The sequence below is a fragment of the Microbulbifer sp. SE14 genome (genome assembly GCF_059834885.1).
The window spans coordinates 43,480-69,131 of record NZ_JCBAJA010000001.1 but is presented as its reverse complement, the minus strand read 5'-3'; the positions used below and the strand labels follow the sequence as shown (position 1 = coordinate 69,131).

Annotated in this window: 25 protein-coding genes; 11 read left to right on the top strand and 14 right to left on the bottom strand. The window is 64.0% G+C overall.

Going from position 1 to position 25,652, the window contains the following annotated elements; translation table 11 throughout:
• Window positions 1-115: 115 nt before the first annotated feature.
• The 4 genes from AC6R19_RS00290 to AC6R19_RS00275 all read left to right on the top strand — a co-directional run bounded on the left by AC6R19_RS00290 (window position 116) and on the right by AC6R19_RS00275 (window position 3,572).
• Window positions 116-685: a glycine zipper 2TM domain-containing protein gene (locus tag AC6R19_RS00290; RefSeq protein WP_500577471.1), complete on the top strand. Its 570-nt coding sequence runs from the start codon at window positions 116-118 to the stop codon at window positions 683-685.
• A 49-nt stretch (window positions 686-734) separates the two neighbouring features.
• Window positions 735-1,052 (top strand): PepSY domain-containing protein, encoded by a 318-nt coding sequence (locus AC6R19_RS00285; protein ID WP_500577470.1) that lies wholly within the window; start codon window positions 735-737, stop codon window positions 1,050-1,052.
• A gap of 227 nt (window positions 1,053-1,279) precedes the next feature.
• Window positions 1,280-1,954 carry a response regulator transcription factor gene (locus tag AC6R19_RS00280; RefSeq protein ID WP_500577469.1) on the top strand — a complete coding sequence of 225 codons (675 nt, stop codon included), beginning with the start codon at window positions 1,280-1,282 and terminating at the stop codon, window positions 1,952-1,954.
• Between the two features lie 271 nt (window positions 1,955-2,225).
• Window positions 2,226-3,572, top strand: coding sequence for an ATP-binding protein (locus AC6R19_RS00275; protein WP_500577468.1), 1,347 nt, complete (start codon window positions 2,226-2,228; stop codon window positions 3,570-3,572).
• Window positions 3,573-3,680: 108 nt separating this feature from the next.
• Here the strand turns inward: AC6R19_RS00275 and AC6R19_RS00270 are convergent, their stop codons facing one another.
• Window positions 3,681-4,730 (bottom strand): pyridoxal-phosphate dependent enzyme, encoded by a 1,050-nt coding sequence (locus tag AC6R19_RS00270; RefSeq protein ID WP_500577467.1) that lies wholly within the window; start codon window positions 4,728-4,730, stop codon window positions 3,681-3,683.
• A 119-nt stretch (window positions 4,731-4,849) separates the two neighbouring features.
• Window positions 4,850-5,320 carry an Lrp/AsnC family transcriptional regulator gene (locus AC6R19_RS00265; RefSeq protein ID WP_500577466.1) on the bottom strand — a complete coding sequence of 157 codons (471 nt, stop codon included), beginning with the start codon at window positions 5,318-5,320 and terminating at the stop codon, window positions 4,850-4,852.
• 117 nt (window positions 5,321-5,437) lie between these two features.
• On the opposite strand from AC6R19_RS00265, the gene AC6R19_RS00260 reads away from it, so the two are divergent.
• Window positions 5,438-6,868 (top strand): M20/M25/M40 family metallo-hydrolase, encoded by a 1,431-nt coding sequence (locus AC6R19_RS00260; protein WP_500577465.1) that lies wholly within the window; start codon window positions 5,438-5,440, stop codon window positions 6,866-6,868.
• A 33-nt stretch (window positions 6,869-6,901) separates the two neighbouring features.
• Complete coding sequence (locus AC6R19_RS00255; RefSeq protein ID WP_500577464.1) at window positions 6,902-7,519, top strand: glutathione S-transferase family protein; 618 nt, start codon at window positions 6,902-6,904, stop codon at window positions 7,517-7,519.
• A gap of 13 nt (window positions 7,520-7,532) precedes the next feature.
• Here AC6R19_RS00255 and AC6R19_RS00250 read toward each other — a convergent pair whose 3' ends face one another.
• Window positions 7,533-8,441, bottom strand: coding sequence for a DMT family transporter (locus AC6R19_RS00250; RefSeq protein WP_500577463.1), 909 nt, complete (start codon window positions 8,439-8,441; stop codon window positions 7,533-7,535).
• Window positions 8,442-8,617: 176 nt separating this feature from the next.
• Between AC6R19_RS00250 and AC6R19_RS00245 the strand changes: the two genes are divergently transcribed.
• Window positions 8,618-9,484: a helix-turn-helix domain-containing protein gene (locus AC6R19_RS00245; RefSeq protein WP_500577462.1), complete on the top strand. Its 867-nt coding sequence runs from the start codon at window positions 8,618-8,620 to the stop codon at window positions 9,482-9,484.
• 84 nt (window positions 9,485-9,568) lie between these two features.
• On the opposite strand, the gene AC6R19_RS00240 is transcribed toward AC6R19_RS00245, so the two are convergent.
• From AC6R19_RS00240 to AC6R19_RS00205, 8 genes are all read right to left on the bottom strand, one after another.
• A complete protein-coding gene (locus AC6R19_RS00240; protein WP_500577461.1) occupies window positions 9,569-11,371 on the bottom strand; it encodes an acyl-CoA dehydrogenase in 1,803 nt (600 codons plus the stop codon).
• A gap of 266 nt (window positions 11,372-11,637) precedes the next feature.
• Window positions 11,638-12,717: an MJ1255/VC2487 family glycosyltransferase gene (locus tag AC6R19_RS00235; protein ID WP_500577460.1), complete on the bottom strand. Its 1,080-nt coding sequence runs from the start codon at window positions 12,715-12,717 to the stop codon at window positions 11,638-11,640.
• Window positions 12,714-13,244: a phosphatase PAP2 family protein gene (locus AC6R19_RS00230; protein ID WP_500577459.1), complete on the bottom strand. Its 531-nt coding sequence runs from the start codon at window positions 13,242-13,244 to the stop codon at window positions 12,714-12,716. Before AC6R19_RS00230 ends, AC6R19_RS00235 begins: the two co-directional genes overlap by 4 nt.
• Before the next feature lie 342 nt (window positions 13,245-13,586).
• The gene (locus AC6R19_RS00225) at window positions 13,587-14,654 is read right to left on the bottom strand and encodes a saccharopine dehydrogenase family protein (protein WP_500577458.1); all 1,068 of its coding nucleotides are present in this window, start codon (window positions 14,652-14,654) and stop codon (window positions 13,587-13,589) included.
• A 78-nt stretch (window positions 14,655-14,732) separates the two neighbouring features.
• Window positions 14,733-14,945 (bottom strand): DUF1653 domain-containing protein, encoded by a 213-nt coding sequence (locus AC6R19_RS00220; protein ID WP_500577457.1) that lies wholly within the window; start codon window positions 14,943-14,945, stop codon window positions 14,733-14,735.
• 27 nt (window positions 14,946-14,972) lie between these two features.
• A complete protein-coding gene (locus AC6R19_RS00215) occupies window positions 14,973-15,293 on the bottom strand; it encodes a DUF3301 domain-containing protein (protein ID WP_500577456.1) in 321 nt (106 codons plus the stop codon).
• Window positions 15,294-15,308: 15 nt separating this feature from the next.
• Window positions 15,309-16,121, bottom strand: a complete 813-nt coding sequence (locus AC6R19_RS00210) for an IclR family transcriptional regulator (RefSeq protein ID WP_500577455.1) — start codon at window positions 16,119-16,121, stop codon at window positions 15,309-15,311.
• Window positions 16,122-16,183: 62 nt separating this feature from the next.
• Window positions 16,184-16,882: a TetR/AcrR family transcriptional regulator gene (locus tag AC6R19_RS00205; protein WP_500577454.1), complete on the bottom strand. Its 699-nt coding sequence runs from the start codon at window positions 16,880-16,882 to the stop codon at window positions 16,184-16,186.
• 245 nt (window positions 16,883-17,127) lie between these two features.
• Here AC6R19_RS00205 and AC6R19_RS00200 point away from each other — a divergent pair, with 245 nt between their 5' ends.
• The 4 genes from AC6R19_RS00200 (at window position 17,128) to AC6R19_RS00185 (ending at window position 23,428) form a co-directional block, all read left to right on the top strand.
• Complete coding sequence (locus tag AC6R19_RS00200; protein ID WP_500577453.1) at window positions 17,128-19,473, top strand: TonB-dependent receptor; 2,346 nt, start codon at window positions 17,128-17,130, stop codon at window positions 19,471-19,473.
• Between the two features lie 118 nt (window positions 19,474-19,591).
• The gene (locus AC6R19_RS00195) at window positions 19,592-20,941 is read left to right on the top strand and encodes an amidohydrolase (protein WP_500577452.1); all 1,350 of its coding nucleotides are present in this window, start codon (window positions 19,592-19,594) and stop codon (window positions 20,939-20,941) included.
• Between the two features lie 4 nt (window positions 20,942-20,945).
• Window positions 20,946-21,995, top strand: a complete 1,050-nt coding sequence (locus AC6R19_RS00190) for a linear amide C-N hydrolase (RefSeq protein ID WP_500577451.1) — start codon at window positions 20,946-20,948, stop codon at window positions 21,993-21,995.
• Between the two features lie 122 nt (window positions 21,996-22,117).
• Entirely contained in the window at window positions 22,118-23,428 is a 1,311-nt protein-coding gene (locus AC6R19_RS00185; protein ID WP_500577450.1) for a spinster family MFS transporter, read from the top strand.
• An 80-nt stretch (window positions 23,429-23,508) separates the two neighbouring features.
• Here the strand turns inward: AC6R19_RS00185 and AC6R19_RS00180 are convergent, their stop codons facing one another.
• The 3 genes from AC6R19_RS00180 to AC6R19_RS00170 are packed head-to-tail and all read right to left on the bottom strand — an operon-like array spanning window position 23,509 to window position 25,652.
• On the bottom strand, window positions 23,509-23,892 hold the full coding sequence (locus AC6R19_RS00180; protein WP_500577713.1) for a PaaI family thioesterase: 384 nt from the start codon (window positions 23,890-23,892) through the stop codon (window positions 23,509-23,511).
• Window positions 23,893-23,930: 38 nt separating this feature from the next.
• On the bottom strand, window positions 23,931-24,887 hold the full coding sequence (locus AC6R19_RS00175) for a DMT family transporter (RefSeq protein WP_500577449.1): 957 nt from the start codon (window positions 24,885-24,887) through the stop codon (window positions 23,931-23,933).
• 30 nt (window positions 24,888-24,917) lie between these two features.
• Window positions 24,918-25,652, bottom strand: coding sequence for an enoyl-CoA hydratase-related protein (locus AC6R19_RS00170; protein WP_500577448.1), 735 nt, complete (start codon window positions 25,650-25,652; stop codon window positions 24,918-24,920).

Below are 25,652 nucleotides of genomic sequence, written 5' to 3'. Positions count from 1 at the left end.
GGGCGCGCACCCTTGGCAGGAAGTGCCATTCGATTCGGAGCCCGCCGCCAGTTCAGCTTCGATTCAGTCCCCCCGCATTACTCTGCTCCCGTCGATTATCAGCGGGAGAAGGATCGTGAAACTCTACAAGCAGCTTCTTATCGCCGCTCTGGTGGCCGGGTTGGTGGGCTTCAGCGCCTGGGCCAGCGCCGGGGACAGCGGTTACTACTATCCGGGTGACGACTACGACTATGCCCCGGTCACCGGGGTTACCCCGATATACACCGATGTGCAGGTGCGCACCCCGCGCACCCAGTGCTGGGACGAGCAGGTGGCCTATCGGCAGCCCGGCTCCCCCGCCGGCGCGCTCATCGGCGGCCTGATCGGCGCTGCTGTGGGCAACAAGGCCGGCCGGCACGGCCATCACCACGGGTGGCGCTACCACCACCGCGGCAACCGCGGTGCCGCCACAGTGGCGGGGGCCGCGGTGGGGGCACTGATCGGCAATGAGATCAGCCGCGCCAATGCTCCCACCCGCTACGCCACCCAGCAGCGCTGCCAGGTGGTGGACGAATTTACCACGCAACGCGAGCTGGTCGGATACGATGTGCGCTACCGTTATAATGGCCGGGAATATCTGACTCGCACCGACCATCATCCGGGGGATAGAATCCGGGTTCGCGTGGATGTGACACCGGCCTGGTAACAGGCCCATCGACCCTGAAGAAATGTGTACCGGGCACAGGAGCCGCACCGTGAAATTGACCAGCGCCGCAATCCGGCCAATCTCCGTAGTATTCGCACTGTTGCTCGGTGTTGTCACCGCGCCGCTGCAGGCGGGGGTAGTGATCGACAGGGATACTTTTTACCCCGGGTACCTGCGGGTACAGCAGAAGGAAATCTCCCGCGACCAGGCGGCGGCCATCGTCAAGCGGCGCTATGGCGGCAAGATACTGGCGATCTCCGAGGTGCAGAGGGATGGTCGCAGTATGTACCGGGTCAAGGGCCTGTCGGATCAAAGCCAGGTTTATGTGGTCTATGTGGACAAGCGGAACGGGCGCATATCGCGATAGCACATAACTACTCACCCTCGGGAATCGGAAAGAATACCGAAACCTGATGCGAAGGCCCTGCTACCGGTGGCCGTCCGGGAAATGTTTGCCGATGAGGCTTTTTCCCGGACGGCCACTGGTAGCAGGGCCGCCCGGGCCTTGGCTTAGTGACACGTGTGTGAAGTAGTTACGATAGAGCAATCAAAAACGCCCAGCGAATATTCCGGATAAACTTTTAGGGGGGCACCATGCGCGCTCTGTTGGTAGAAGATGAAGTGCTGTTGCGACAGCAATTGGCAGAATCCCTGCGCGGAGCCGGATACACTGTCGACGAGGCGCCGGACGGCGAGGAGGCGCTCTACCTGGGCCGCGAATACCCCTACGACGTGGCGGTGATGGACCTGGGGCTGCCGAAAGTGGACGGCATCCAGGTCATCCGGACGCTGCGCGGCGAGGACAGGCACTTCCCGATCCTGATCCTCACCGCCCGCGGCCACTGGCAGGAGCGGGTGGCCGGCCTCGAGGCCGGCGGCGACGACTACCTGGTAAAACCCTTCCATACCGAGGAGTTGCTGGCGCGGCTGAATGCGCTGGTGCGCCGCTCCGCCGGTTTCTCCTCCCCGACCATCAAGGCCGGGTCCATAGTCCTCGACACCAGCGCCCAGCGGGTCACCGTCGCCGACACCGAACTGGACCTGACCTCCTTCGAGTACAAGGTGCTGGAATACCTGATGCTGCACCCGGACGAGGTGGTGTCCAAGACCACCCTCACCGAGCATATCTACGAACAGGACTGCGACCGCGACAGCAATGTGATCGAGGTGTTTATCGGCCGCCTGCGCAAGAAGTTCGACGCGGCGGCGCAACTGAAGCCCATCGAAACCCTGCGCGGCCGCGGCTATCGTTTCGTCGCGCCGGAATAGCTGGGCCTGTTAACAGTAAATTCGATGGCCGCGTTGCCGCCCCAAAACGGGCCAGGCAAGGCGCGAGGAGTGTGGTTTAGCATGCTAAATGAACAACGAGCAACGCTGCATGGCCCGTTTGGGGGCGCAACCCGAAGGGACGGGACCGTTTTCCCGCAATCCTGCGTTGCAGCTCGCTTATGTGGCGTTGCCACACGGCGCTCACTGCGCCTTGTCTTGCGGAAAAACGGCCTCCGTCGCGGCCATCGAATTTACTGTTAACAGGCCCCTTGTGCTCTCTTCCTGGCTTCACTCCCTCAAGGGGCGCCTGTCCCTGGTCACAAGCGTGGTGCTGGTGGCCTTCCTGCTGATGTTTTCCGGTGTGCTGGAGCACGCCTACCGCAGTTCCCTGGACGAGGCCAAGCAGCGCGAGCTGCAGCTGCATGTGTTGACCCTGCTGGCGGTGGCGGAGCCGGAGGGCGGCAGCCTGCGCTTCCCGCCGGTGCTGCCGGAGCAGCGCTTCAACCAGCCGGATTCTGGTCTTATAGGCGCCGTCACCGACCAGCGCGGCCGGGTGATCTGGCGCTCTGCCTCGGCCCTGGCGCTGCCGCAGCTGCCGTCCCACCCGCTGCCCCAGGGGCGCCAGGCCTTTGGCCAGGTGACACTGCCCGGGGAAGCCGGGCGCTATATCAGCTTTCGCCAGGGGATTGCGTGGGGGTTGGACAACGAGCAGCGCTTTACCTTCGTGGTCATGGAAGACGCGGCGCCGCTCACAGCCCAGGTGGAACAGTTCCGCTCCACGCTCTGGCGCTGGCTGGGGCTGGGTGCACTGCTACTGGTGCTGGCCCAGTGGCTGGTGCTGCGCTGGGGCCTGGCGCCGCTGCGCTCGGTGGCGCGCGCGCTGCAGGAAATGCAGCGGGGCGGCAGCGACCGGCTGGAGGGCAGGTTCCCGCGGGAACTGCGCCCGCTGACTGACAACCTGAACCTGTTGATCGAAAACGAGCGCCGCCAGCGGGAGAAGACCCGCCACACTCTGGCGGACCTGGCCCACAGCCTGAAGACGCCGCTGGCGGTATTGAAGGGACTGAACTTCTCCGGCGACCCGCGCGACGCCTACAAGACGCTGGCGGAGCAGGTGCAGCGCATGGACAGCATCATCAGCTACCAGCTGAGCCGTGCCGTCACCAGCTCCCCCAAGTCGATACTGCGCGGCGTACCGGTGGCGCCGCTGGTGCGGAAAATCCTCGACGCGCTGGAAAAGGTCTACCGGGACAGGCCCTGTGACGTGCAACTGCAGTGCGACGACGAGACACTCTTCTACGGCGACGAGGGCGACCTGATGGAACTGCTCGGCAACCTGCTGGACAATGGCTACAAATACGGTGGGGGCGAGCTGGAAGTGGAGATCGGGAACAGCGGCGACGGCCGCAAGCTGCATATCCGCGTCACCGACAACGGCCCCGGCCTCGACGAAGAGCAGTGGCAGAAGGTCACCCAGCGCGGCGTGCGCGCCGACCAGCAGCAGCCGGGGCAGGGCATAGGCCTGGCGGTGGTCATGGATATCGTCGAGAGCTACGAGGGCCAGATCTCCGCGGCGCCGCGGCCCGAGGGCGGCACCGAGATCAAAGTCGTTCTGTAGATGCTCTGTTTCAAATCAAGCATTTATTGGCTCGCCGAAATGACGGGAAAGCTGTTCTGCAGGGGCGAACCTTGTGTTCGCCCGGGCGGCTCCGCGGGCGCCCGCTGGTCATACGGCCCCCTCCGTAACCACCAGCAGTACATTGCTCTCCTCGCCGAGCCGGTGCGCGGCCCGAAGCGCGGGCTGCGCGGCAACCCTGAGCAGTCCCGCGAATCCCGCGGCACCGGACGGGGTCGTGTGCACCCCGGCGATTTCGCGCAGGGCATCCACTGCGGCCTGCAGTTGCGCCTCGTCGACCAGCACCGGGCTGGCGGCATAGCGCTGCAGTATTGCCAGCGCGGGGGCCGAGGCCAGTCCACAGGACAGCATTTCCGCGGCGGTGTGGAGGTCGCCGGCAAAGGGCACCGGTCTGCCCCGCGCCAGGGCGAGTGCCACGCAGGCGGCGGACTCGGGTTCCACTACCAGTAATTCTGCCGGTGCCTGCATCAGTTCCCGCAGGCCTTCGGCCATGGCCGCTGCCAGCCCGCCGACACCGGCCTGCACGAACAGGTGGCTGGGGCGGGCCCCCGACCCATTGTGAAACTGTGCAGTGATTTCATCGGTCAACAGGGAATAGCCGGCCATCACATCCCGCACTACCTCGTCCGCGGGGTCGCTGCTGGTATCCGGAATCAGCAACCCCCCGCCGCGCGCCGCGGCCGCCGCCGCATCGTGGACCGCGTCGTCGTAGGTTCCGCCGACCCATACTACCTCGCCACCCAGCTCCCGGATCCGTTGGGCGCGCAGCTGGCCCGCGCTCGCGGGAAGATAAATGGAGGCCGCGGTCCCCGCGCGGACGGCCGCGGCGGTGACGGCCAGGCCGTGATTGCCGTCGCTGGCGCAGAGGAGGCGGGGCAGCGAATTGCCAGGGCCCCGGCCTCCGATCAGCTCCTGTAGCGAATCGGCACCCGCCGCTCGTGCCAGCGCGCGCAGGCCGGCGAGCACGCCGCCCAGGGATTTGAAGTTACCCAGGGGGCGCTCCCACTCCGTCTTGACGAAGACGCGCCCGACCTTTGCCAGCTGTGCCAGTTCGGGAAGTTCGAGCAGCCGCGTCGGCCGGAAGTCGCTGAAAATGAACTTGAGTTCTGTTGCCGGGTCGGCAAATGGTGTGTTTTTCATGGCGCCAGTTTGACACCCGGCCCGCGCAGCGGGGCCGCAAAAAGGTGTTGTTTGCGGCGGAAAAAACGCGCAACGGGCGGGAAGGGTGCGGAAAAAATGCGGCGGAGCAGAATTGTTCTTTATCCGTCCAGCGGAATAGGGATGGCCAGCCCGCGCTTGATCGTATTCAGTGCCACATTGGTGGAAAAGCGTTTGATGTTGGGGTGCTCGCCGATCATCCGCGACATCAGTGCATCGTAGGTTTCGGTATCCGGTGTGCTGATCAACAGGACGAAGTCGGCCTCGCCCGTCACATAGAATGCCTGCTGGACATACTCCTCTTCCGCCAGCCATTCCCGCAGCCGCGCGAGCAGGTCGGGCCTTTCCCGCTCCACCTGCAGGGAAACAATAAAGAAAGTCATCTGCCCGGCTTTTTTCGGGTCGACGATCGCCGCGTCCCGCAGGATGACGCCCTGTTCGCGCATACGCCGCAGCCGGCGCTGTATCGCAGAGGGAGACAGTGCGACTCGAGCGGACAACTGCTCCGCAGTCTGTCCCGCATCTTCCTGTACCAGGTTCAGCAGTTGGCGATCGAATCGGTCGAGTTCCATAGCGGTTTCCGGAAAATCTCTGAGAATGCAGAAAAAAAGCGCAGAAGCTCCCTGATTTGCGGTCAAAGGGCTCGGCGAAGCGCCGAATATTCTAGGCCCGCATTTGAGGTGAGGTCTATGAATTTTCCAGAGCTGAAACAATTTATCGAGCGCACATGGGAGGCCGACATCATGCCGGCGCTGCTCGATTACATCGCCATTCCCTGCGAGTCGCCGGCGTTTGATCCGGACTGGGAGGCCAGCGGCCATATGCAGTGCGCGGCCGAATTGATGGCTTCCTGGGCGCGGGAGAAACTCGCCGCCGTGCCGGGAGCGGAAGTGGAGATACTCTCCCTGCCAAGGCGCACACCGCTGATATTTATCGATATTCCCGGAGACGCCGATCGCCCGGTTCTCGTCTACGGACATCTCGACAAGCAGCCGCCGATGGAGGGCTGGAGTCGGGGGCGGAACGCCTGGGTACCGAGTCTTGAGGGCGATCGCCTCTACGGCCGCGGCGGCGCCGACGACGGCTACGCAATCTTCAGTGCGATCACCTCGGTCCTGGCGCTGCGCGCCCAGGGGCTTCAGCACGCGCGGTGCATGATCTTGATCGAGGCCAGTGAGGAGTCCGGCAGCGGCGACCTGCCGCACTATATGGCGCTGCTCGACGCGCGGATCGGTGAGCCGGCGCTGGTAATTGCCCTGGATGCCGGTTGCGCCAACTACGACCAATTGTGGCTCACCACTTCCCTGCGCGGCCAGGTTGCCGGCCGGCTGACGGTGCGCGTACTCGACGAGGGCGTGCACTCCGGGGATGCCTCCGGCGTGGTCCCCTCCAGCTTCCGCATTGCGCGCCGACTGCTCTCGCGACTGGAGGACCCAGATAGCGGCGAGGTGGCGGCGGAATTCCGGGCGGCAATTCCGCAGGAGCGGCGGCAGCAAGCCGCCGCTGCGGGCGCGTCGCTCGGCGCCGGCTTCCATGCCCAACTGCCCTTTGCGGAGGGTGTGCAGCCGGTCACTGGCGACCCGGCGGAACTGATACTGAACCGCGCCTGGCGGCCGCAGCTGGCGGTCACCGGCATCGATGGCCTGCCCGGCGTGGCGGATGCGGCGGCGGTGATGCAGCCGCAGACCACCCTGAAGCTCAGCCTGCGCCTGCCGCCGACACTGGATCCGGGCATTGCCGCCCGGCGAATGAAGGCGATGCTGGAAGTGGATCCCCCCTATGACAGCGCCGTGTCCTTCGAGATCGACATGGTATCCCCGGGCTGGCAGGCGCCGCCGCTGGCAGGGTGGCTGGAGGCGAGCCTGGAACGGGCCTCGACACTGGCTTTCGGCGCGCCCAGCGCCCTGATCGGCGGCGGTGGGGGCATCCCCTTCCTGGCGATGCTGGGGGAGCGTTTTCCCAGGGCCCAGTTCGCAGTGACCGGTGTGCTGGGGCCCCAGTCCAACGCCCACGGCCCCAACGAATTCCTGCACATCCCCACGGCCAAGCGCATCACCGCAGTGGTCGCGCTGCTGTTGCGGCGCGCGGCCACCGCCAAAATTTCCGGCGAAGGCCACTGATTCTGACAACCGACAAGCGGAGACCCGATATCCATGAAACTCCTGTACCAGACCCACTCACCCTATGCGCGCAAGGCGCTGGTATTCGCCCATGAAACCGGCCTGGCGGAACAGATCCAGGTCGCGCACCAGGAGACCAGCCCCACGCTGCGCAACGAACTGGTGTTTGCAGAAAACCCGTTGGGCAAGGTGCCGGTGCTGCTGCGCCCCGGCTTGCCGCCACTGTTCGACTCCGATGTGATCTGCGCCTACCTGGACACCCTGCACCATGGGCGCAAACTTGTCCCGCCCGCCGGGGAGGCGCGCTGGCAGGCGCTGCGCCTGCAGGCCGTGGCCCAGGGGCTGGCGGATTCCGGCATTGCGGTGCGCTGGGAGACCCTGCGCCGGCCCGAGCCCCTGCGCTATCCACCCCTGCGGGACGGCTATGTGCAGAAGCTGGTGGCCAGCTACGACTGGCTGGAAAGGGAGCTGGATGTGGGCGCGCCCGTGCATGTCGGCCATATCGCGCTGGCCACGGTGCTGGACTGGCTGGAATTTCGCCAGTTGCCGGACTTCCGCGAAAACCGGCCGCGGCTGGCGGCCTGGTTTGAGGCGTTTGCGGCCCGGCCATCCATGCTGGCTACGCCCCTGTCCGGCGATACACACGACTAGGGATCTTCCGGATTCACTGGCCTGCTGCGGGCTGCAGGCGCCACCGCCGAATGGCGCTCAGTCCGCCCAGTGAAACCGTATTGCCGAGCAGCACCAGAGACAGGCCGGCAAAGCTCGTCGCCGTCCATTCGTACCCCTCAAACCAGGCCGACAGGCTCAGTGCCACTATCGGGAAGAGCACCGTCGCATAGGCGGCGCGGTTGGCGCCTATGCGACCGACCAGGCTCAGGTAGGCGGTGAAGCCGAGGATGGAGCCGGGAATCGCCAGGTACAGCAGGCTGCCCAGGTAGCGCGGGCTGGTATCCAGTTTCCACTCGGTACCGGTGACGAGAACGCAGGCGAGCAGGATCAGTGCGCCGTAGATCATCGCGTAGGCGCTGCTGGTCCAGGGCTTGAGACCGCGCTTCGTGTGGCGCACCGAGACCATATTGCCGAGGGAAAAGAAGTAGGTCCCCAGCACCGAAAGCCCCAGCCCCAGGGCGGCGTTGCGGTCAAAGGCACCGCCGGCGATGGAGTCCCGGAACAGCAACACCAGGCCGGCAATACCCAGCAGCGCCGCCAGGTAGACGCTGCGCTCGGCGCGCTCCTTCCACAGCAGGCGGTTGTTCAGCGCGTTGAACAGTATCGCCGCGGAAAACACCACCGAGATAAGCCCGGAGACTATGTACTGGCTGGCGGTGTAGAAACAGATAAAGTTGAGCGAGAAGAGGCAGCCGCCCTGCAGCAGGAAGAAGAAGTGGTCGCGCAGGCTGGTGGCCTGCACCCGGCGCAGCAGCATCAGCGCCGGCAGGAACAGCATGCCGGCAACCGCAAAGCGGTAGAAGGCCGAGACCAGCACCGGCACCTCGCCGAGCTGGAAGTGGATGGCGATCCAGGTGGCGCCCCAGAGCAGCACGGTGCTCGCGTACAGAAACAGGTTCATGGCATTCTCCTTCCTACTGCAATCGAGCGGGAAGGGTAGCGGCGGCGCGTCGGCGGGTCGCGCAGCTTATTGCGCTGTTTAGCAGATTCTTGCGCTTTTTTAACGGGGGAGATTGTTCTGCAGGCGGAATGGCATTAGCTTATTCAACGGGTATTTCGTTTGTGGGAGCGCGATGTATGACAAAGGCGGCTACGGCGACAGTGCAGCAGGCACTCGACGGTGCCGGTGCCCGCCGCCTGAATCACTGCACCCTGAACCGGGACCTGTCCCTGGCGCTGTGGAGCAACCGCAATGTGCGCGTGCACTACCACCAGGTGACCCACCACACCCTGAGCCTCTACCTGCGCGGCGGCCACCGCACCCGGCGGCTGGACAGCACCGGGCGCGGCTACGGCGCGCCGGACAAACTCTGCCTGATGCCGGCCACCCAGGATTCCCAGTGGGAGGTGGGTCAGTACCAGGAGTTTATCCATCTCTATATCTCCGATGCCGGCCTGCGGCACTTCGCCCTGGAATCCTTCGACTGCGATCCGCGGCGGGTGGAGCTGCCGGACCTGACCTTCTTCGAACAGCCGCAGATCAGCGCCGCCTGCCGCGCCCTGTTGCAGATGCCCTGGAGTGGGGGCGGCGAGCGGCTGCAGTTGCAGCAGGGGGCCTATGAGCTGATGGGACAGCTGATCCGCAGCTACGTAAAGCCCAACGGCGGCGGTCCGCTAAAGGGCGGCCTCAGCCGCAGCCAGTTCAACCGGGTGCGGGACACTATCCAGGCGCATTTCGGCGAGGAGCTGAACCTGGACCTGCTGGCGAACACCGCCGGCCTCAGCCGCTTTCATTTCGCGCGCATGTTCAAGATCAGCACCGGGCTGACGCCGCACCAGTATGTGAACAAGGTGCGGGTGCAGCGCGGGCGGGAATTGCTGGAACAGGGGCGGGCGCAGGCGGAGGTGGCCGGGCTCTGCGGCTTTGCCCACCAGAGCCATTTCGCCGCCCAGTTCAAGCGGCATTTCGGCGTGACGCCGGGGCAGTATCTGCGCAGTCTGTGATTCCTGGTGTCCTTGTAGGAGCCTGCCTGCAAGCGAATAACCCAGGATGGGTAAAGCGCAGCGTGCTCATCGATCCCGCCCTTGTCAGAACCAGTTCTCGTCCATCTCGAAGGGCACCATATTGCCGCTGGCCAGTAATTCCATCTGCGCATCGATTTCCGGCAGCTCCCACTCGATATAGAAGCGCGCCGCCTGCAGCTTGCCGCGATAAAAATTCCCGTCCTCGCCGGAAACCGGTTTCGCCAGTGCGTCGTCTGCCACCAGCGCCTGGCGGAGCCAGATCCAGGCCGCGACGACGCGGCCGAAGACATCCAGGTACAGTGTCGCGTTGGCCAGGCCCCGGTCTATGTCCTGTTGCATCTGCGCGAACAGGGATTGGGTGGTGCTGTCGAGCTTTTCCAGCGCGCTCTCCAGCGCCGCGGCCAGCGGCGACAGGGTTTCGCTGTCCCTGGCCGCCATGATGGTGTCGCGGATTTCGCGCTGCAGCAGCCGGTAGCCGGCCATGTTTTCCGCCGGTAGCTTGCGCCCGAGCAGGTCGAGGCCGTGGATCGCCTCGGTGCCCTCGTGGATCGGGTTCAGGCGATTGTCGCGGTAGAGCTGTTCCAGTGGGAATTCGCGGATATAGCCGGAGCCGCCCAGTACCTGTATCGCCAGTTCGTTGGCCTTGAGGCAGTATTTGGACGGCCAGGACTTGACGATGGGGGTCAGCAGGTCCAGCAGCGCGGCGGCACTCCTGCGTTGCGCTTCGGTCTCCGCGGTGCGCTGGTCCTCGAACAGGGAGGAGGCGTAGAGGCACAGTGCCAGGCCGCCTTCCACATAGGCCTTCTGCATCAGCAGCATGCGGCGCACGTCCGCGTGGCGGATGATCGGCAGCTGCTTGGATTGCGGATCCCGGTTTGACGGCAATCTGCCCTGGGGCCGCTCTTTGGCGTACTGCAGTGAGTAGTTGTAGCCCTGGTAGCCGAGTACCGCCGCGCCCACGCCGACGCCGATGCGGGCCTCGTTCATCATCTGGAACATATAGGTGAGGCCCTTGTGAGGCTCGCCCACCAGGTAGCCCACCGCGCCGCCTTCCTCGCCGAAACTCAATACCGTCGAAGTCGTGTTGCGGTAGCCCATCTTGTGCAGCAGGCCGGCCAGTTTGACGTCGTTGCGCCTGTGTGGCTCGCCATGCTCATTCAGCAGGAATTTCGGCACCAGGAACAGGGAGATGCCCTTGACCCCGGGGGGAGCGCCTTTGATCTTGGCCAGCACCATATGGACGATATTTTCCGTCAGCGACTGGTCGCCGCCGGAGATAAACATTTTTTGCCCGGTGATGCGGTAGCTGCCATCCCCGGCCGCTTCGGCGCTGGTGCGGATATCGGCCAGGGAGGAGCCCTGGTCCGGTTCGGTCAGGGCCATGGTGCCGGCGAAGCGGCCGTCCATCATCGGTGGCAGGAACCGGGCCTTGAGTTTTTCGTCGGCGAAGGAGTGGATCAGGTTGGCGGCGCCCAGGGTTAAAAACGGATAGCCGGCGCTGGCCACATTGGCGGCGCTGACGGTGGCGAGGCTGGCGCGCAGGATAATTTCCGGCAGCTGCAGGCCGCCCTCGTCGAAGTCGTAGTGGGCGGCGAGGAAGCCGGCCTCGGCAAAGGCGTCCCAGGCCTGTTTGGTTTCCTCGATCAGGTGCACCTTTTCGCCGTCGAAGCTGGGTTCGTTGGCGTCGCCCTTGGCGTTATGGTTGGCGAAATATTTTTCCGCGACGGTGCGCGCGGTTTTCAGGGTCGCGTCGAAGATTTCGCGGGAGTGTTCGCGGTAGCGCGGCCGCTGCAGCAGCTGCTCCGTATCGAGAAACTCGTACAGCAGGAATTCGATATCGCGCTCGTTGAGCAGTTGGCCGGTCATGATTACCCCTGTTTGTTGCACTTCTCGGTGCAACAAGTAAACGGACGCGCGGGGTGGGGGTCAATGACCTGAAAGGTAATGGCGGTTGGTCTGGGTTTCGGGGCGGTGGCTTCGATCGGTCCCGCCGCCGGTGGCTATCCGGGAAAAAGCCTCATCGGACTCTTATTATAGCCACAGGCGTTTTTCCCGGACGGCCACCGGCGGCGGGACCTTGTTTAGCGCCAGCCGACTGGCCTCGACGCCCTCGACAGTCGGGGCCACTGAACTCAGTCGATGGCGGCCTGCGCTGCCTGGTTGCTCTTGCCGGCGCGGCCGGGCACCACCTGTTCCCACAGGCTGCCGGCCAGCTCGGCCGGGGTCTGGCTGCGGCCGTCCGCCAGCCAGCGCACGATATTGCCGGCCACGTCCGGCCACTGGATGCGCACGCCGGCGGGTTCGCTGCTCAGCCAACTGCTGATGGTATCGGCGTCCACCTTGTCCACTACGTGCGCCAGCTGCAGCTCGCGAAGTGCCTGGGCATTGGCCTCCTGCTCGAACTGGCCGGCCAGGGGTCGGGTCAGGATGGGCTTGCCCAGGGTCAGTGTCTCGGCGATCAGTTCGAAGCCGCTGTTGCAGATGACCGCCCTGGAAGTGGCCACGTCCTGGCGGAAGCCGTCGATCGAGGGGGCCTTCAGCCGGATATTGCCCGCCGCGGGCAGTTCGACCGGGGCGCCGTAGACGATAAATTTCTGCGGTACCCTGGCCAGTTCGTCCAGCAGGGGGGCGTGGTGTTCAAACGGCAGGTAGACCAGTATGTGCTCACCCCTTTCGGATTGAGAGCCTGCCTGTCCGTGGGGCTGTGCAATGGGCGGCAGTATCGGGTAGCCGAAGTGGTACCAATGCATGCCGAGGCTGTGCTGCACCGGGGCGAAGGCGCGCATGATGCCGCGGGCCATCCAGTTGAAACGCGGCGCCGGTATCGGGAAGTGGAAGGCGTACTGGTGGCCGATGCCCAGGCTGGCCTTGCCGCGGCGTCTGGCGGCCCAGGCGCTGACCGGCTCGAAGTCGCTGATCACCAGGTCGAAGTCGTCCACCGGCAGTTCTCGGATATCCCGCAGCAGCCGCCTCAGGTTGAGCTGCCTGGTGGTGGCGACGGAATCTATCCTGCCCTCGCGGTGCACGAAGGTCAGGCCCTCGCGCCACCAGTAGTCGCCGAAGGGCTCCATGCTGAAGAGTTTTTCCTGGCTGCGGCCGCTAAACAGCCACTGCACTTGCAGTTCCGGGTGCTTTTCCAGGGCCTCGGCCATGGCGCGGGCGCGGGAGATATGACCGTTGCCGGTCCCCTGTACGCCGTAGAGTATCTTCACAGGAAGGCTCCGCTGGTCAACAGGCCGACACTGGTGCCGAGGGCAGCGCCGGCGCAGACATCGGTGGGAAAGTGGACGCCCAGGCCAACCCGCGAGGTGCCCACGCCGGCGGCCCAGAAGTAGCCCAGCAGCCATAGGGGGCTCAGGGCCTGGGAGAGCAGGGTGATGAACAGGAAGGCGCCGGAGGTGTGGCCGGAAGGCAGACTGAAACGGTCGTGGGCGACAATCACCGAGCGCATGCCGGGAATGGCCTGGGGCGGGCGCAGCCGCTTGGTGGTGTTCTTGATGGTCCAGTAGAGGGAGCGCTCCACCGCGAATGCGGTGCCGCACAGGTAGAAGAACTGCATCGCCGCGGCGGTGGTGCTGGACAGCGCGACTATCAGCGGCGACAGCAGGTACAGCCAACCGTCGCCGCTCTTCGACAGCCACAGGTAGCGCTGCCGCGCCGCCGGTCGCGCCGCCCGCTCTGCCATGTGCAGGACCAGCGATATATCAAAACTTTTCAGGGTCAGAGGTAAGCTTCGCATGCCGCCAAGTTACGAAGCCAATGTTGCGCTGACTTGACCAAATTATGTCAGAACCGTGAAATCTGGCCGATTCTGGTCAATTCGAGAGGGTGGAGAGCTATTGTAGGAGCGGCGGGGCGGCCATCCGCCGTTGGCCGTGATCGATCCCGAGGAGGTCACTGAATCAGTCTGCTAGTGCGACGGTAAGGCCCTGCTGTCGGTGGCCGTCCGGTAAATGTTTGCCGATGAGGCTTTTTACCGGACGGCCACCGGCAGCAGGGCCGATCGAAGCCTTTGAGTTTGAGGGCACCGATCGCGGCCATGGGTCGCTCCTACCTATAGGAAGTGGGGGAGCAGCTCCGGTCAGTCGATACCGATCTTGATCAGCCCGGATCCGGGCAGCTTCTCCACCAACTCGTAACCGCACAGCTTCGACGGTGTGAAATAACCGCCCGGGCCCTGGTAGTCGAGCAGGAATTCCATCACCGCCAGGGAGCCGTGCACGGTCACGTCGTAACCGTTGGCTGTGACCACCCGGCCTATCTTGCGCTCGCCGCGGCGGTCATTGCGCACCTCGCCCCAGACCCAGGTCTGCTGTTCCGAGCGTATCTCCTCGCTGGGGCCGCGCACCGATTTTTCCACCTTGCCCTTGAGCCAGTTCTGCACCCAGTTCATGCGCAGCAGCCAGCGGAACTTGTTCAACCGCTTTATCTTCTTGGCCCGGCGCGGGCTCATCGGGATATAGACCTCGACATTGGGGATTTCCGTCGAGTAGTAGGCGGTGGCCACGTCGCCCCAGGGAATGGCGACTGCGAACTTCTCGCCGCGGCCGAAATTGATCTGCCGGGTCAGTTCGCCGTGGCCGATGATCTCTATCTTGCCGTTGCGGCGCACGGCGCCACCGACGCCCAGGCTCTCGATCGAAGTCTTTGCGGTGCCGGGGCTCAGGGCGGAATCCGAGTCGAAACCCAGGGTCAGGTGAGTGGCTGTCGGAATGGCCTTGTGCAGTGCCGCCGCCAGGCAGTCGGTGGGAATCACATCGAAGCCGGTGCCGGGGCAGAGCACCACGCCGGCGGCCTTGGCCTCGGCGTGCATGGCGTGGGCCATGCGGTAGATCTCCATCTCGCCGGTGATGTCCTGGTAGTGGGTGCCGGCGGCAATACAGGCGCGCATCATCGGCTCGGCGGTGGCGGAGAAGGGGCCGGCGCAGTGGATCACCACGTCCATATCGCGCAGTGTGCGCTCCAGGGTTTCGGTGGCGTCGAGGCCTATGGCCATGGCCGGCAGGCCGAGTTCCTCGGCCAGCGGCTGCAGTTTCTTCGCACTGCGCCCCGCCAGCACCGGGCGGTAGCCCTTGGCCACGGCCTCGCGCGCGATCAGCTCGCCGGTATAGCCGTAGGCGCCGTAGATCATTATTTTTTTATTGTTCACCGAGTGACCCTGTTTTTAAAATTGGCAGTTGATTCGGTTGCGGAATTGGGTGACGCAACCTTATGGCGTCGTATCGGACTAGTCAAACGGTTGTAACAGTTCGAAGCGCGGCAGTCGGGTCCCGTCCTTTTCCACCGTTTCGGCAAACATCTCCAGCGGTCTCACCCAGACGCCGTAGTTGCCATAGAGCGCCCGGTAGACGGCCAGCTTTTCGCCGCTCTCGCTGTGAGTGGCCACTTCCATCACTTCGTAGAGATTGCCCTTGTAGTGGCGATAGATTCCGCGTTTCACGTAGTAGTACTCAAGCTAACTGTTGATTCAGGCCAGGTGGTGGGGGGACAGCTGTATCTGGGTGATACGCCGCCCGTGCAGCACGGCGATACCCGCGTAGCGGTGCTCGCCGGTGGAGGTGAATTCGAACTCGTAGCTGCGCTGCAGGCGCACCTGGCCGCGGCCGTCGCGCTTCAGGCGGGTGCGCACCAGCGCCACCGTATCATCCAGCAGCTGCACGCCCAACTGCCGGCAATGCTCGGTCGCCGCGCGGCGCACCTGCTCCTTGGCCGCCATGCCGGCCCAGAAGTACCAGGCGCCGAGGGCGAGCAGGAAGAGCCATAAGAGATCGTTCAGTGACAAGTACATTGGAACCGGGCCCTGTCAGTAGTGGATCAGTGTGGCTTCGATATCGCGCACCATGTTCTTCAGCAGGGGGGCCACTTCCCGCTGCAGGAACTCCGGACTCACCCGGTAGGCGGGGCCGCCGGCGTTGAACACGTAAATATGTTTCTGGCCCAAGATCAGCGGCACGGCTATGCCGTTGACGTCCCTATCCCAGTCGCCGAAGGAGCTGCAGTAACCGGATTCCTCCAACTGCTGCACCGCCGCATCCAAGCCGGCTTTGACCTGCGACCATTTTTCCCCGGATTTTTTTTCGGCTCTTTCCTTGATATAGCGCTCGAAATACTGCCGCTCCTCCTCCGGCAGGCTGGCCAGGTAGGCGCGGCCGGACGCAGTCTGCGCCATGTCGACCCTGTCCCCAATCTCATGACGGAAGGTAGTGACGTCGTTGGGGACGCAGTGTTCCAGGTAAATCATCTCCAACCGGTCGCGGTCTGACAGGCCCACCGCGGTGCCGGTGTTGTTGGCCAGTTCCTGCATCTGCGGTTTGGCAATGCGGCGCACCGCCAGGTTGGAGACGAAGGCGTAGCCCAGCGCCAGTACGCCGCTGCCCAGCTGGTATTTTTCAAGCCGCTCGGAGTAGGCCAGGTAACCCAATTGGGTGAGGGTGTAGGTCAGGCGCGACACGCTGGATTTTGGCAGCCCGGTGCGCTGGGCAATTTCCTGGTTGCCGAGGAAACCGTCGCCCTGCTGGAAGGCTCGCAGCACGTCCAGTCCGCGGGCCAGCGCCTCGATAAACTTGCGGTCTTTTTCCTGCCCCTTTTCCCGGGGCAGGCCGATGATCGAATTCATAGAAAAAGTGTGTTCCCGGTCGAGCGCCGCAGTATACCCGCTGCGGCTTCCGGCTGCCCGCTTCAGCTGCTAGGTTTCAGGCCCGAGAAGGTGGCCGCCTCGGCATCGGCGGCGGTGTCCGGCTTGTTGTCGCCGCGCAGGCAGCGCTCGATCATGCTGTAGAGGCCGTACATGGCGATGCGCTGGGAGTGTCGGGCCATCTCCGGGTTGTCCGCCTGCCGCTCCATGCGCTCCATGATCGCGCGGTTGATGTCGATAAACACACCGCCCATGTTGATCAGCTCCTCGTCGCTCCAGCGGCTGCCGTAGTGGCGGAAGATCTTCGCCAGGCGTTCGGCGATCTTGCGGATGGCGGCCCGCCGGATCTCCCGCAGTTCCGGAATCGAATCGATGGCGTTGTGCAGGGCCAGCTCGAAGCGGCGGCCCTCCGCGGTCTCCTCCTTGTCCCGGCGCAGCCGCTGGAACAGCTCCGGCCAGGGCATGCCATGGGCCTCCAGGTCCTCGTACTCGTCGTAGCGGGCGTGGATGCCGGCCAGCCAGTCCTCGAACAGGTGGTTGACCACCGACTCCTTGTTGGGAAAGTACTGGTAGAAGGAGGCGATGGGGATGCTGGCACGCTCGGCGATGTGCTTGGCGGTGATGGCCTCGTGGCCGGACTCCGCCAGTATCTTGCGGGCGGCGGCGAGTATCTTCTCCACCCGCTGGCGGGATCTGGCCTGTAGTGGCAGCTTGCGCGGCCCCAGGGCTGTTTCGGTCGTCATGGCAATCCTTGGGATGTGAGCATTGGCTCATGTTTTGTGGAAATGTAACAGAAATGGCGGGAAATTGCCCGGCCCGACTGGGGAGTGGGTGGGGGGCAAAATGTGAGTCTTGGCTTATTTTTTGTTGACCCGGGTGTCAGGCGCTGATAATGTCAAAATGTGAATATGGTGTATATATTCATATCGGTCGGCTGGCCGGTCCGCTGGGGGCGGAGCCGGAAACATATAAAAATAGGAGAGAGCCCATGAATCGCTATCAGAAGAAGCGCCTCGCCGAGGCGGTATCCCTGGCGGGCGGAATATTCGCCCTGTGCGCCTTCAACGCCAATGCGTCAACCCTGGAAGAGGTGGTAGTCACCGCCCAGAAGCGCGAGCAGAGCCTGCAGGACGTCCCCCTCACGGTACAGGCAATGAACGCCGACAGCCTCAAGCAGAACGGCGTGGTCAGCCTGAGCGATATCAGCGATATTTCCCCCGGCGTAAAGATTGCCGACTTGCAGGGGGTCTCCAATACCACCGCAATTCGCGGGGTCAACAGCTATGCCTTCGGTTTCGGGCTGGAGGAGAGCGTGCCCTACTACCTGGACGGCATCTACCTGGGCAACGGCTTCAGCATGATCGGCGACCTGGTGGACGTGGAGCAGGTCGAGGTATTGAAGGGGCCCCAGGGCACCCTGTTCGGTCGCAACGCGTCCGGCGGCGCCATCAATGTGCGCACCAAGCGCCCGGGTAACGAATTCGAGAGTTCCCTGTCCGTCGGTGGCGGCAACTACGGCCTGCGCACCGCCAAGGGCACCCTCAACATGCCGCTGATCGAGGACAAGCTAATGATGCGCGCCGGCTTCTCCAGCCGCCAGCGCGACGGCTGGCAGACCAACGAGGCGACCGGGGAGCAGGACGGCTTCGCCCAGGACCGCTGGGCCGGCTTTGCCAAGGTGCTGTGGCTGCCCACTGACAACCTGGAGGTGGAATTCACCAGTGACTGGTCCGAGCAGGATGACCACAGCGGCTACAAGAGCGTCCTCGCCGTTCGCCCCTCCGCCACTTGGGAAAGCATTTACGCTCAGGCCGACGCCGAGTCCTTCTACAACGGTGACAGCAGCGCCATCGCCGGCAGTGACGGCTTTACCTACGCCGGTATTCCCATCGCCGCCGCCGAGGAGGCGCCGATCGTGCAGCAGCGCAAGGTGCGCGGCAACGCCCTGAAGGTCACCTGGGATCTCAGCGACAGCATGATCCTGACCTCCCTGAGCAGTTACCGCCAGGTCGACGCCCTGAAGGGCTCGGACGCGGACGGCTCCAGCCTGGGCCTTTCCCACTCCTACAGCCAGGGCGGCACAGAGGAGTACAACCAGGAACTGCGCCTGAACGTGGCCGGCGACAATGTCGACTGGTTCCTGGGCGCCAACGCCTACCGCCAGGATCGCGATTCGCGCTTCACAGTGCTCACCAGCGGCCTGATTCCGTTCGCGCAGATGTACGCCGCCGGCTACGGCTACACTGGCCTGGCGCTCGGCAGCCTGAACGAGGCCATCGCCGGCTCCAACAAGACCGAGAGCTACGCCCTCTTCGGCGACGCCACCTGGCACCTGACCGACAAGATCAACCTCACCGGGGGCCTGCGCTACTCCTACGATGCCAAGAGCTACCGCTTCGTCGACTCCGGCAACGACACCTTCAATGACATGGGGATACTCTTCCCCAACCTGAGCCAGTTGGAGAACCCGGAGCTGGCGCGCCAGCACGACAACTGGAGCAACCTCTCCGGGCGCCTGGCTCTGGACTACCTGCTGACCGATGACGCCATGGTCTACGCCAGCCTCAGCCAGGGCTATAAGTCCGGTGGTTACAACACCACCGTGACCGTGGACCCGGCGAGCGGTTTCACCACGCCGGCGTCTGCCTTCGTGCCCTTCGACGAGGAGACCAACGTCAACCTGGAACTGGGGATCAAGTCCACCCTGCTGGACGGCCGCATGCGCCTCAACTCAGCCTTCTTCCAGTATGTGTACAAGGACCTGCAGTTCCTGCTCAGCGACACCAGTTCGCCGGTGGCCTACACCGTCAATGCCGCCGAGGTCACCGGCCGCGGCTGGGAAGGGGACCTCACCTTCCTGGTCACGGACAACCTGAGCATCTTCGCCAGCTTCGCGCTGATGGACGTGGCGTACAGCGAAGACGTGGTCGACGCCGCCGGTACCGTGCGCTACGAGAAGGGCACCGAGCGCCCCTGGTCGCCGGACTTCTCCGGCACCCTGGGGCTCGACTATGAAAAGGGCTTGGGCGACAGGGGGCGGCTGCGCGGCAACCTGAACTACAGCTATACCGGCGACCACTACCAGCGGAGCGTGAGCGTGGCGGAGGACATTGATCCGGACGCCAACAAGCAGGAGGCCTACGGTATCCTTCACAGTCGTATCACCTACTACAGCCCCGCCGAGGCCTGGGAGATCGGCCTCTGGGGCAAGAACCTGCTGAATGAGCGCTACCGCACCCTGACCGACGGCTCCACCCTGGTGACCGCCAGCAACCTGGCGGCCCTCTACGGAGAACCGCGCACCTTCGGCGTGGATATCACCTACAACTTCTGACGCGCTTCGACGGCGGCGGGGCAGGGCCCCTCCGCCGTTTTTCCGATTGGCAGACCTGAAAAACGAAGGGTGGCTAAGCGCGCACGCGATGGCCCGCCGTACAGACCGGAGAAAATCGATGACAGATAAGAAAGGCATGCCGCCAGTCGGCCGGCACACAATCGCCGCGCTGGGCCTGTTGCTGGTCGCCGGCCTGACCCAGGCCGGCGAATTCACCGACGCCGCCAAGGCGGTGGAGGATAAGGTGATCGCCTGGCGCCGGGATATTCACCAGCACCCGGAGTTGAGCAATCGCGAGTTCCGCACCAGCAAGCTGGTCGCCGGGCACCTGCGTTCCCTCGGTTTCGACCAAGTCACCACCGGCGTGGCCCACACCGGCGTGGTGGGTGTGCTGAAGGGGGGCAAACCCGGCCCGGTGGTGGCCTTGCGAGCCGATATGGACGCCCTGCCGGTGACCGAGGAGCTGGACCTCCCCTTCGCCTCCAGGGTGAAGACCAGTTACAACGGCCAGGAGGTGGGGGTGATGCACGCCTGCGGCCACGACGCCCACACGGCGATCCTGATGGGGGTGGCGGAAGTACTCGCCGGCAGGCGCGAGCGGTTGCCGGGCACGGTGAAATTTATTTTCCAACCCGCCGAGGAGGGCCCGCCGGACGGCGAGCGCGGCGGTGCGGCGCTGATGGTCGAGGAGGGGGTGCTGGGCGGCGATGCGGCGCCGGAAGCCATCTTCGGCCTGCACGTGGGTCCGGGGCCCGCCGGCATGATCGGTTACCGGGCGAAGGAGTTCATGGCCGCATCCGACAAGTTCAAGATCCTGGTCAGGGGCAAGCAGACCCACGGCTCCGCCCCCTGGGCCGGTGTCGATCCGGTGGTGGTGGCGGGGCAGATCGCCAACGCCATCCAGCTGATTCCCAGCCGTCAGCTGAATATCACCAGGGCGCCGGCGGTGATTTCGGTGGGCGCCATCCACGGCGGAATCCGCTACAACATCATCCCCGACGAGGTGACCCTGACGGGTACCATCCGCACCCTGGATGAGGAGATGCAGCGCGATCTGCACCGGCGCCTGAAACAGACCGCCAAACACCTGGCCGCCGCCTCCGGCGCCGAGGCCGAGGTGGAGATAGAGAGCCCCTATCCGGTGACCTACAACAACCCGGACCTGACCCGCAAATCCGTGCCGGTGCTGCAGAAGGTGGCCGGCTCCCGCCGCGTGGTGGAAATCAAGCCGCTGACCGGGGCCGAGGATTTCTCTCACTTTCAGCAGCGGATACCCGGCTTCTACTTTATGCTCGGCGTCAACAAAGAGGGAGTCGGCATCGGCGAGGCGGCCATGAGTCACTCGCCCCGCTTCTACGTCAACGAGGATGTCCTCAAGGTGGGTGTCGAGGCCCTGGTCTCCCTGGCGGTGGATTACCTGGAACGGTCACCGGCAGAGGGTAGAGCCGAGCAGCCAAAGGTGGAGTAAAGAGATGTTGAAGATTCGCCAACCCTTTTTGGCGGCAGCTGCCGCCCTCCTGTTCACGGCAGTCTTCTCGAGTGCCGACGCCTGCACCCGCGCCGTCTACCTCGGCGCCGATGACACCGTCATGACCGGGCGCTCCATGGATTGGAAAACAGACCTGAAAACCAACCTCTGGGCGTTGCCGCGGGGCATGCGGCGGGACGGCCAGACCCCGGAAAATTCCCTGCGCTGGACCTCGAAATATGCCAGTGTGGTCGCCACCGCCTTCGATGTCGCCACCACCGATGGCATCAATGAAAAGGGCCTGTCGGCAAACCTGCTGTGGCTGGCCGAATCCGAGTATCCAGAGAACGACGGCAACAAACCCGGCATTTCCATCGCCGTGTGGACCCAGTATGTGCTCGACAACTTCGCCACGGTGCAGGAAGTCGTGAATGAAATGAAGAGGGAGGCGTTTGTCATCCACACCGGGCGCTTTCCCGGCGGCGACCGGGACAGTATGGCGGCGCTACACCTCTCCGTATCCGACGCCTCAGGGGACAGCGCAGTCCTCGAGTATCTCGACGGGGAACTGGTGGTGCACCACGACCGCGCCTACCGGGTGATGACCAACTCGCCTGCCTATTCCGAGCATCTGGTGCTCAATCGGAAGCGGGTGAGCCCGGACGGCGAGGTAACGCTGCCTGGAAGCCACAGCTCCACCGACCGCTTTGCGCGCGCCGCCTATTACATAGACGCGCTGCCGAAGCTGGAGGCCGGCAGCGTTGCGGCGGCCGGTGTGCTCAGCGTGATCCGCAATGTGTCGGTGCCCATGGGCATATCCACGCCCGCGCAGCCGAATATCTCCACCACTCTGTGGCGCTCGGTCGCGGACCAGAAGAACCTCGTTTACTACTTCGAATCGGTGCGCTCGCCGAACACCTTCTGGGTGGATCTCAAGTTGCTGGAACTGTCTCCGGGCGCGGCAGTGAAGAAGCTGGAGCTGGCCGGCGGCCAGGTCTATGCCGGTGAGGTCTCGGCTGAGTTCAGGCCCGCAAAGCCCTTCAGGATTCGCTGAGCCTGTATCCGCCGACAGGTTCAATGGCAGTAAACACCGGTGACAAATTGAACCGATGATGAGCGGTGCCAGGGGCGCGAACAGGCTTTGCGCCTCCGACTCGAAATACAGGGGAAATAGATATGGAGAATATCGAGGTGAACACCGCTGCTGCGGCAGACGGTGATGCCTACGAGCGCAAGGGTTACCGCTATTACGCGCTGATGCTGTTGATGACCGCCTATGTGTTCAACTTCATCGACCGGCAGATACTGGCCATACTGCAGGAGCCCATCAAGGCGGAGCTGGGGCTGTCGGATACGCAGCTGGGGCTGCTGACCGGTTTCGCCTTCGCGATTTTTTACGTATCGGTGGGGCTGCCGATCGCGCGACTGGCGGACCACGGTGTGCGGCGCAACATTATTGCCGCCTCCATCGGTGTGTGGAGCCTGCTCACCGCCGCCTGTGGGATGGTCGGCAACTTTTTCCAGCTACTGGCGGCTCGCGTCGGCGTCGGCGTCGGGGAGGCCGGGTGCAGTCCCCCGGCGCACTCCATGATTTCCGACATTTTCCCGCGCGAAGAGCGCGCCACGGCGCTGGGCATCTACAACACGGGGATCAATATCGGTGTTCTTTTCGGCTTCCTCGCCGGTGGCTGGCTGAATCAGCTGTTCGGCTGGCGCGTGGCCCTGTTCGCCGTTGCGGTCCCCGGTATTCTGCTGGCGTTGGTGCTGCGCTTCACCCTGGCGGAGCCGGCGCGAGACAGGCTTTCCGGCGGTCCGAGCGATGACCGGCTTCCGGGTATTGTCGATGTGCTGCAGCGGCTCTGGCGGCAGCGCACCTTTCGCCACATGGCCATCGCCACCGGCTTGCTGGGTTTTGCCGGCTACGGCCTGATCAACTGGATGCCTTCGTTCCTGGTGCGCAGTCACGGCATGGGCACCGGCGCCATCGGCACCTGGCTGGCGCTCTGCGCCGGTATTGGCGGTGGCCTGGGCACTTTCCTGATCGGCTACCTGTCGGATCGCCTCGGCCGCGGCGACGCGCGCTGGTATCTCTGGGTCACCGCGATTGCCATCGGTGTGGCGGCTCCCTTTGTTGCCGGCATTTTTCTCGTCGATAGCAATCGCGCAGCCCTGTTGTGCTATATCGTCCCCGGCGCCCTGCTGGCGGGTTTTGTCGCCCCGGTGATCGCCGTGACCCACAGCCTGGTGGAAAACCGCATGCGCGCCTTTTCCTCCGCCGTCGTTTTCCTGGTGTTGAATCTCATTGGCCTCGGGCTCGGGCCTGTGTCGGTGGGGCTGCTCAGCGACGCCCTGTCGGCCAGTGCGGGTTCGGAAAGCCTGCGCTACGCGCTTCTGATACTAATTCCCGCAGCCGCGGCCTGGGGTGTTGTGCATCTGCTGTTTGCCGCGAGGACTATCCGCGCGGAAGTTGCTCAAGTGGCCGATTGACCTGCGGCCGGGGTCGACGCTGGGGTGGATGTCTCCAGCGCCGATTCTTTTTTGTCTGTGTGGGGGCTGCTGTTCGCGATTCAGTTGATGGGAATACCCTCGGGTTTTTCGCTGCCGGAGCCGTAGCGCATGGCCATCTGGCCGGTGGCCAGCAAGTTGTAGGAGCTGTCGTAGACTTCCGTAAAAGAATGATAGATTCTTCTGCCTGCATTGGTCACCCGGCCGATCGCCCTCAGTTCCCGGGTTTTTGCCCGCCCGGTGTAGTTCACGCTCAGTGAGAGGGTTAGCGCCACCCGACGCCGGTCGGGAAAGGGGCAGTAAACACCGCAGTAAGCCCCGGCAATGTCAATCAGCGTGGCGATAAAGCCACCGTGCGGCGTGTCCTGCATGTTGAGGTATTCCGGCTGCAATTCACAGCGGATGACGACAAAACCATCGCGCCACTCTTCCACTTCAATACCCAGGTGGGTATTAAATGGTGGCTGCTTTTTCTCTTGCTAGGTCATGATGAGGAAGCTTCCCGTTGTCGTTGGTGAAATTGACTCTTGTTTCGGCGGAGTGTATTTGTCGGTGCTGCAGTCTTCGATTCACAAGTTCTTGCCGTGCCTGGCAGCAATAGCGTCAGTGCTCCGGCTCCAACGACCACGGCCATCCCAACAAGGGCCAGGGCATTGGAAACGTGCCCCCAGATAATCCAGCCCGCCAGTCCGGCCGCCACCACACCGAAATAGCTCATGGGTGAAACAACACTGGGCTTCGCACAGCTGTAGGCCCGGGTGTAGAGCCACATGGTCAGCAGCATGGCAACGCCATTAAATAGCAGGAATGGCAGCGTCCACGCCGGTACCGACTGCCAGTGGACAATACCCAGGGGAGTACTGCACAGCAGGGAAACCAAGGAGTAGTAGAAAAGGATCTGGCCGGAGCTTTCCGTGTGCGACAGTATTCGTGTGCCCACCATGGATGCGGACAGTGCCAGGGCGGAGACCAGGCCGAACAGGTGACCGATGCCCGGGTTTGCAGTGGTGGGTTGCAGCACCAGAGCAATGCCAACCAGGCCCAGGGCCAGGGGGACCCAGCGCAGCAGTGGCACACGGGCGCCGGCCCAGAGCCAGGCGACCAGGGGAACAAACAGCGGGGCGGAGTTGCGTAGCAGTGCCGCGTCCACCAGGGCGATCTCGTTCAGTGCGACGTAGTAGGCGTAAAAGCACAACCAGCCCGCAAACCCTCGCGCGAGGTGAGTCTTCCAGCGCGGGCTGGCCAGTTGCCGTAATCGGCGCCGCAGCATCCATGGCAGCATCAACAGCAGGAAAATGCTGTACTGACTCAGGACGATCAAAGGCACCGGTACCGCGCTGGAAATCCATTTGACCGCGATGGCCGCGCCGGTGGCCACCAGCACCGAGGCGAGGGCGAAGCCGACACCTTTTAGCGTATTTTGTCTGCTCTGAGGCAGCATGCGACCTCCCACTGATAGGGTGGCGGGTGATTACAGAGCACCGTTTCTCAGCGCCTGTGATTCCGCTGTCTGTAACATCTCTGCAAACAATTCTGCTTCGCGCTCGATGGTTTTCGAGATGCTGTCGTGCAGTTCCCGCTTCAACAACCGTTTGGTGGCCAGCAAAGGCCGTTGCGGCAATTCCGCCAGCCGCAGCGCGTTTGCCTGCGCCTGTTCAAACAGCGCATCCTGTGGAACCTCTTCGGAGACGATGCCCATATCCACAGCCTCGCGAATGCTGAAGAAATCTCCCAGCATCAACAGGCGTGCGGCCCGCTGGTGGCCCAGGCGCAGTGGCAGAAGCAGGCTTGAGCCGCCTTCCGGCACTACGCCCAGTTTGACAAAGGGCATGCGGAAGCGTGTTTCCGGCGCGGCGTATACCAGGTCGCAGTGCAGCAATAGAGTGCAGCCGATACCCACGGCGACGCCGGAGACGGCGGCAACGACGGGTTTCTCGAAGTCGTGCAGTGCCTCGAGGAACCCGATCGCCGGGGATTTTTCCCCCGCCGCGCGGCGGTTGAAGTCCCCCAGATCATTGCCGGCGGTAAAGGCATTTTCGTCGCCGCGGATCAGCACCGCGCGCACCTCCGGGTCGGCCGACGCCTGTTGCAGCGCCCCGGTCAGTGCCCGATACATGGCGCGGGTCAGGGCGTTTTTCTTTTCCGGGCGGTTGAAGGCGAGGGTCAGCACACCGTCCGCTCGTTGCTGCAGCAGTTCATCACACAT

Excerpts from the sequence above, each read along its gene's own strand:
- AC6R19_RS00280 (WP_500577469.1), top strand. The coding sequence starts at position 1,280 with ATGCGCGCTCTGTTGGTAGAAGATGAAGTGCTGTTGCGACAGCAATTG.
- AC6R19_RS00270 (WP_500577467.1), bottom strand. The coding sequence starts at position 4,730 with ATGAAAAACACACCATTTGCCGACCCGGCAACAGAACTCAAGTTCATT.
- AC6R19_RS00265 (WP_500577466.1), bottom strand. The coding sequence starts at position 5,320 with ATGGAACTCGACCGATTCGATCGCCAACTGCTGAACCTGGTACAGGAA.
- AC6R19_RS00260 (WP_500577465.1), top strand. The coding sequence starts at position 5,438 with ATGAATTTTCCAGAGCTGAAACAATTTATCGAGCGCACATGGGAGGCC.
- AC6R19_RS00255 (WP_500577464.1), top strand. The coding sequence starts at position 6,902 with ATGAAACTCCTGTACCAGACCCACTCACCCTATGCGCGCAAGGCGCTG.
- AC6R19_RS00250 (WP_500577463.1), bottom strand. The coding sequence starts at position 8,441 with ATGAACCTGTTTCTGTACGCGAGCACCGTGCTGCTCTGGGGCGCCACC.
- AC6R19_RS00245 (WP_500577462.1), top strand. The coding sequence starts at position 8,618 with ATGACAAAGGCGGCTACGGCGACAGTGCAGCAGGCACTCGACGGTGCC.
- AC6R19_RS00240 (WP_500577461.1), bottom strand. The coding sequence starts at position 11,371 with ATGACCGGCCAACTGCTCAACGAGCGCGATATCGAATTCCTGCTGTAC.
- AC6R19_RS00230 (WP_500577459.1), bottom strand. The coding sequence starts at position 13,244 with ATGCGAAGCTTACCTCTGACCCTGAAAAGTTTTGATATATCGCTGGTC.
- AC6R19_RS00215 (WP_500577456.1), bottom strand. The coding sequence starts at position 15,293 with ATGTACTTGTCACTGAACGATCTCTTATGGCTCTTCCTGCTCGCCCTC.
- AC6R19_RS00210 (WP_500577455.1), bottom strand. The coding sequence starts at position 16,121 with ATGAATTCGATCATCGGCCTGCCCCGGGAAAAGGGGCAGGAAAAAGAC.
- AC6R19_RS00205 (WP_500577454.1), bottom strand. The coding sequence starts at position 16,882 with ATGACGACCGAAACAGCCCTGGGGCCGCGCAAGCTGCCACTACAGGCC.
- AC6R19_RS00200 (WP_500577453.1), top strand. The coding sequence starts at position 17,128 with ATGAATCGCTATCAGAAGAAGCGCCTCGCCGAGGCGGTATCCCTGGCG.
- AC6R19_RS00195 (WP_500577452.1), top strand. The coding sequence starts at position 19,592 with ATGACAGATAAGAAAGGCATGCCGCCAGTCGGCCGGCACACAATCGCC.
- AC6R19_RS00190 (WP_500577451.1), top strand. The coding sequence starts at position 20,946 with ATGTTGAAGATTCGCCAACCCTTTTTGGCGGCAGCTGCCGCCCTCCTG.
- AC6R19_RS00185 (WP_500577450.1), top strand. The coding sequence starts at position 22,118 with ATGGAGAATATCGAGGTGAACACCGCTGCTGCGGCAGACGGTGATGCC.
- AC6R19_RS00175 (WP_500577449.1), bottom strand. The coding sequence starts at position 24,887 with ATGCTGCCTCAGAGCAGACAAAATACGCTAAAAGGTGTCGGCTTCGCC.
- AC6R19_RS00170 (WP_500577448.1), bottom strand. The coding sequence starts at position 25,652 with ATGTGTGATGAACTGCTGCAGCAACGAGCGGACGGTGTGCTGACCCTC.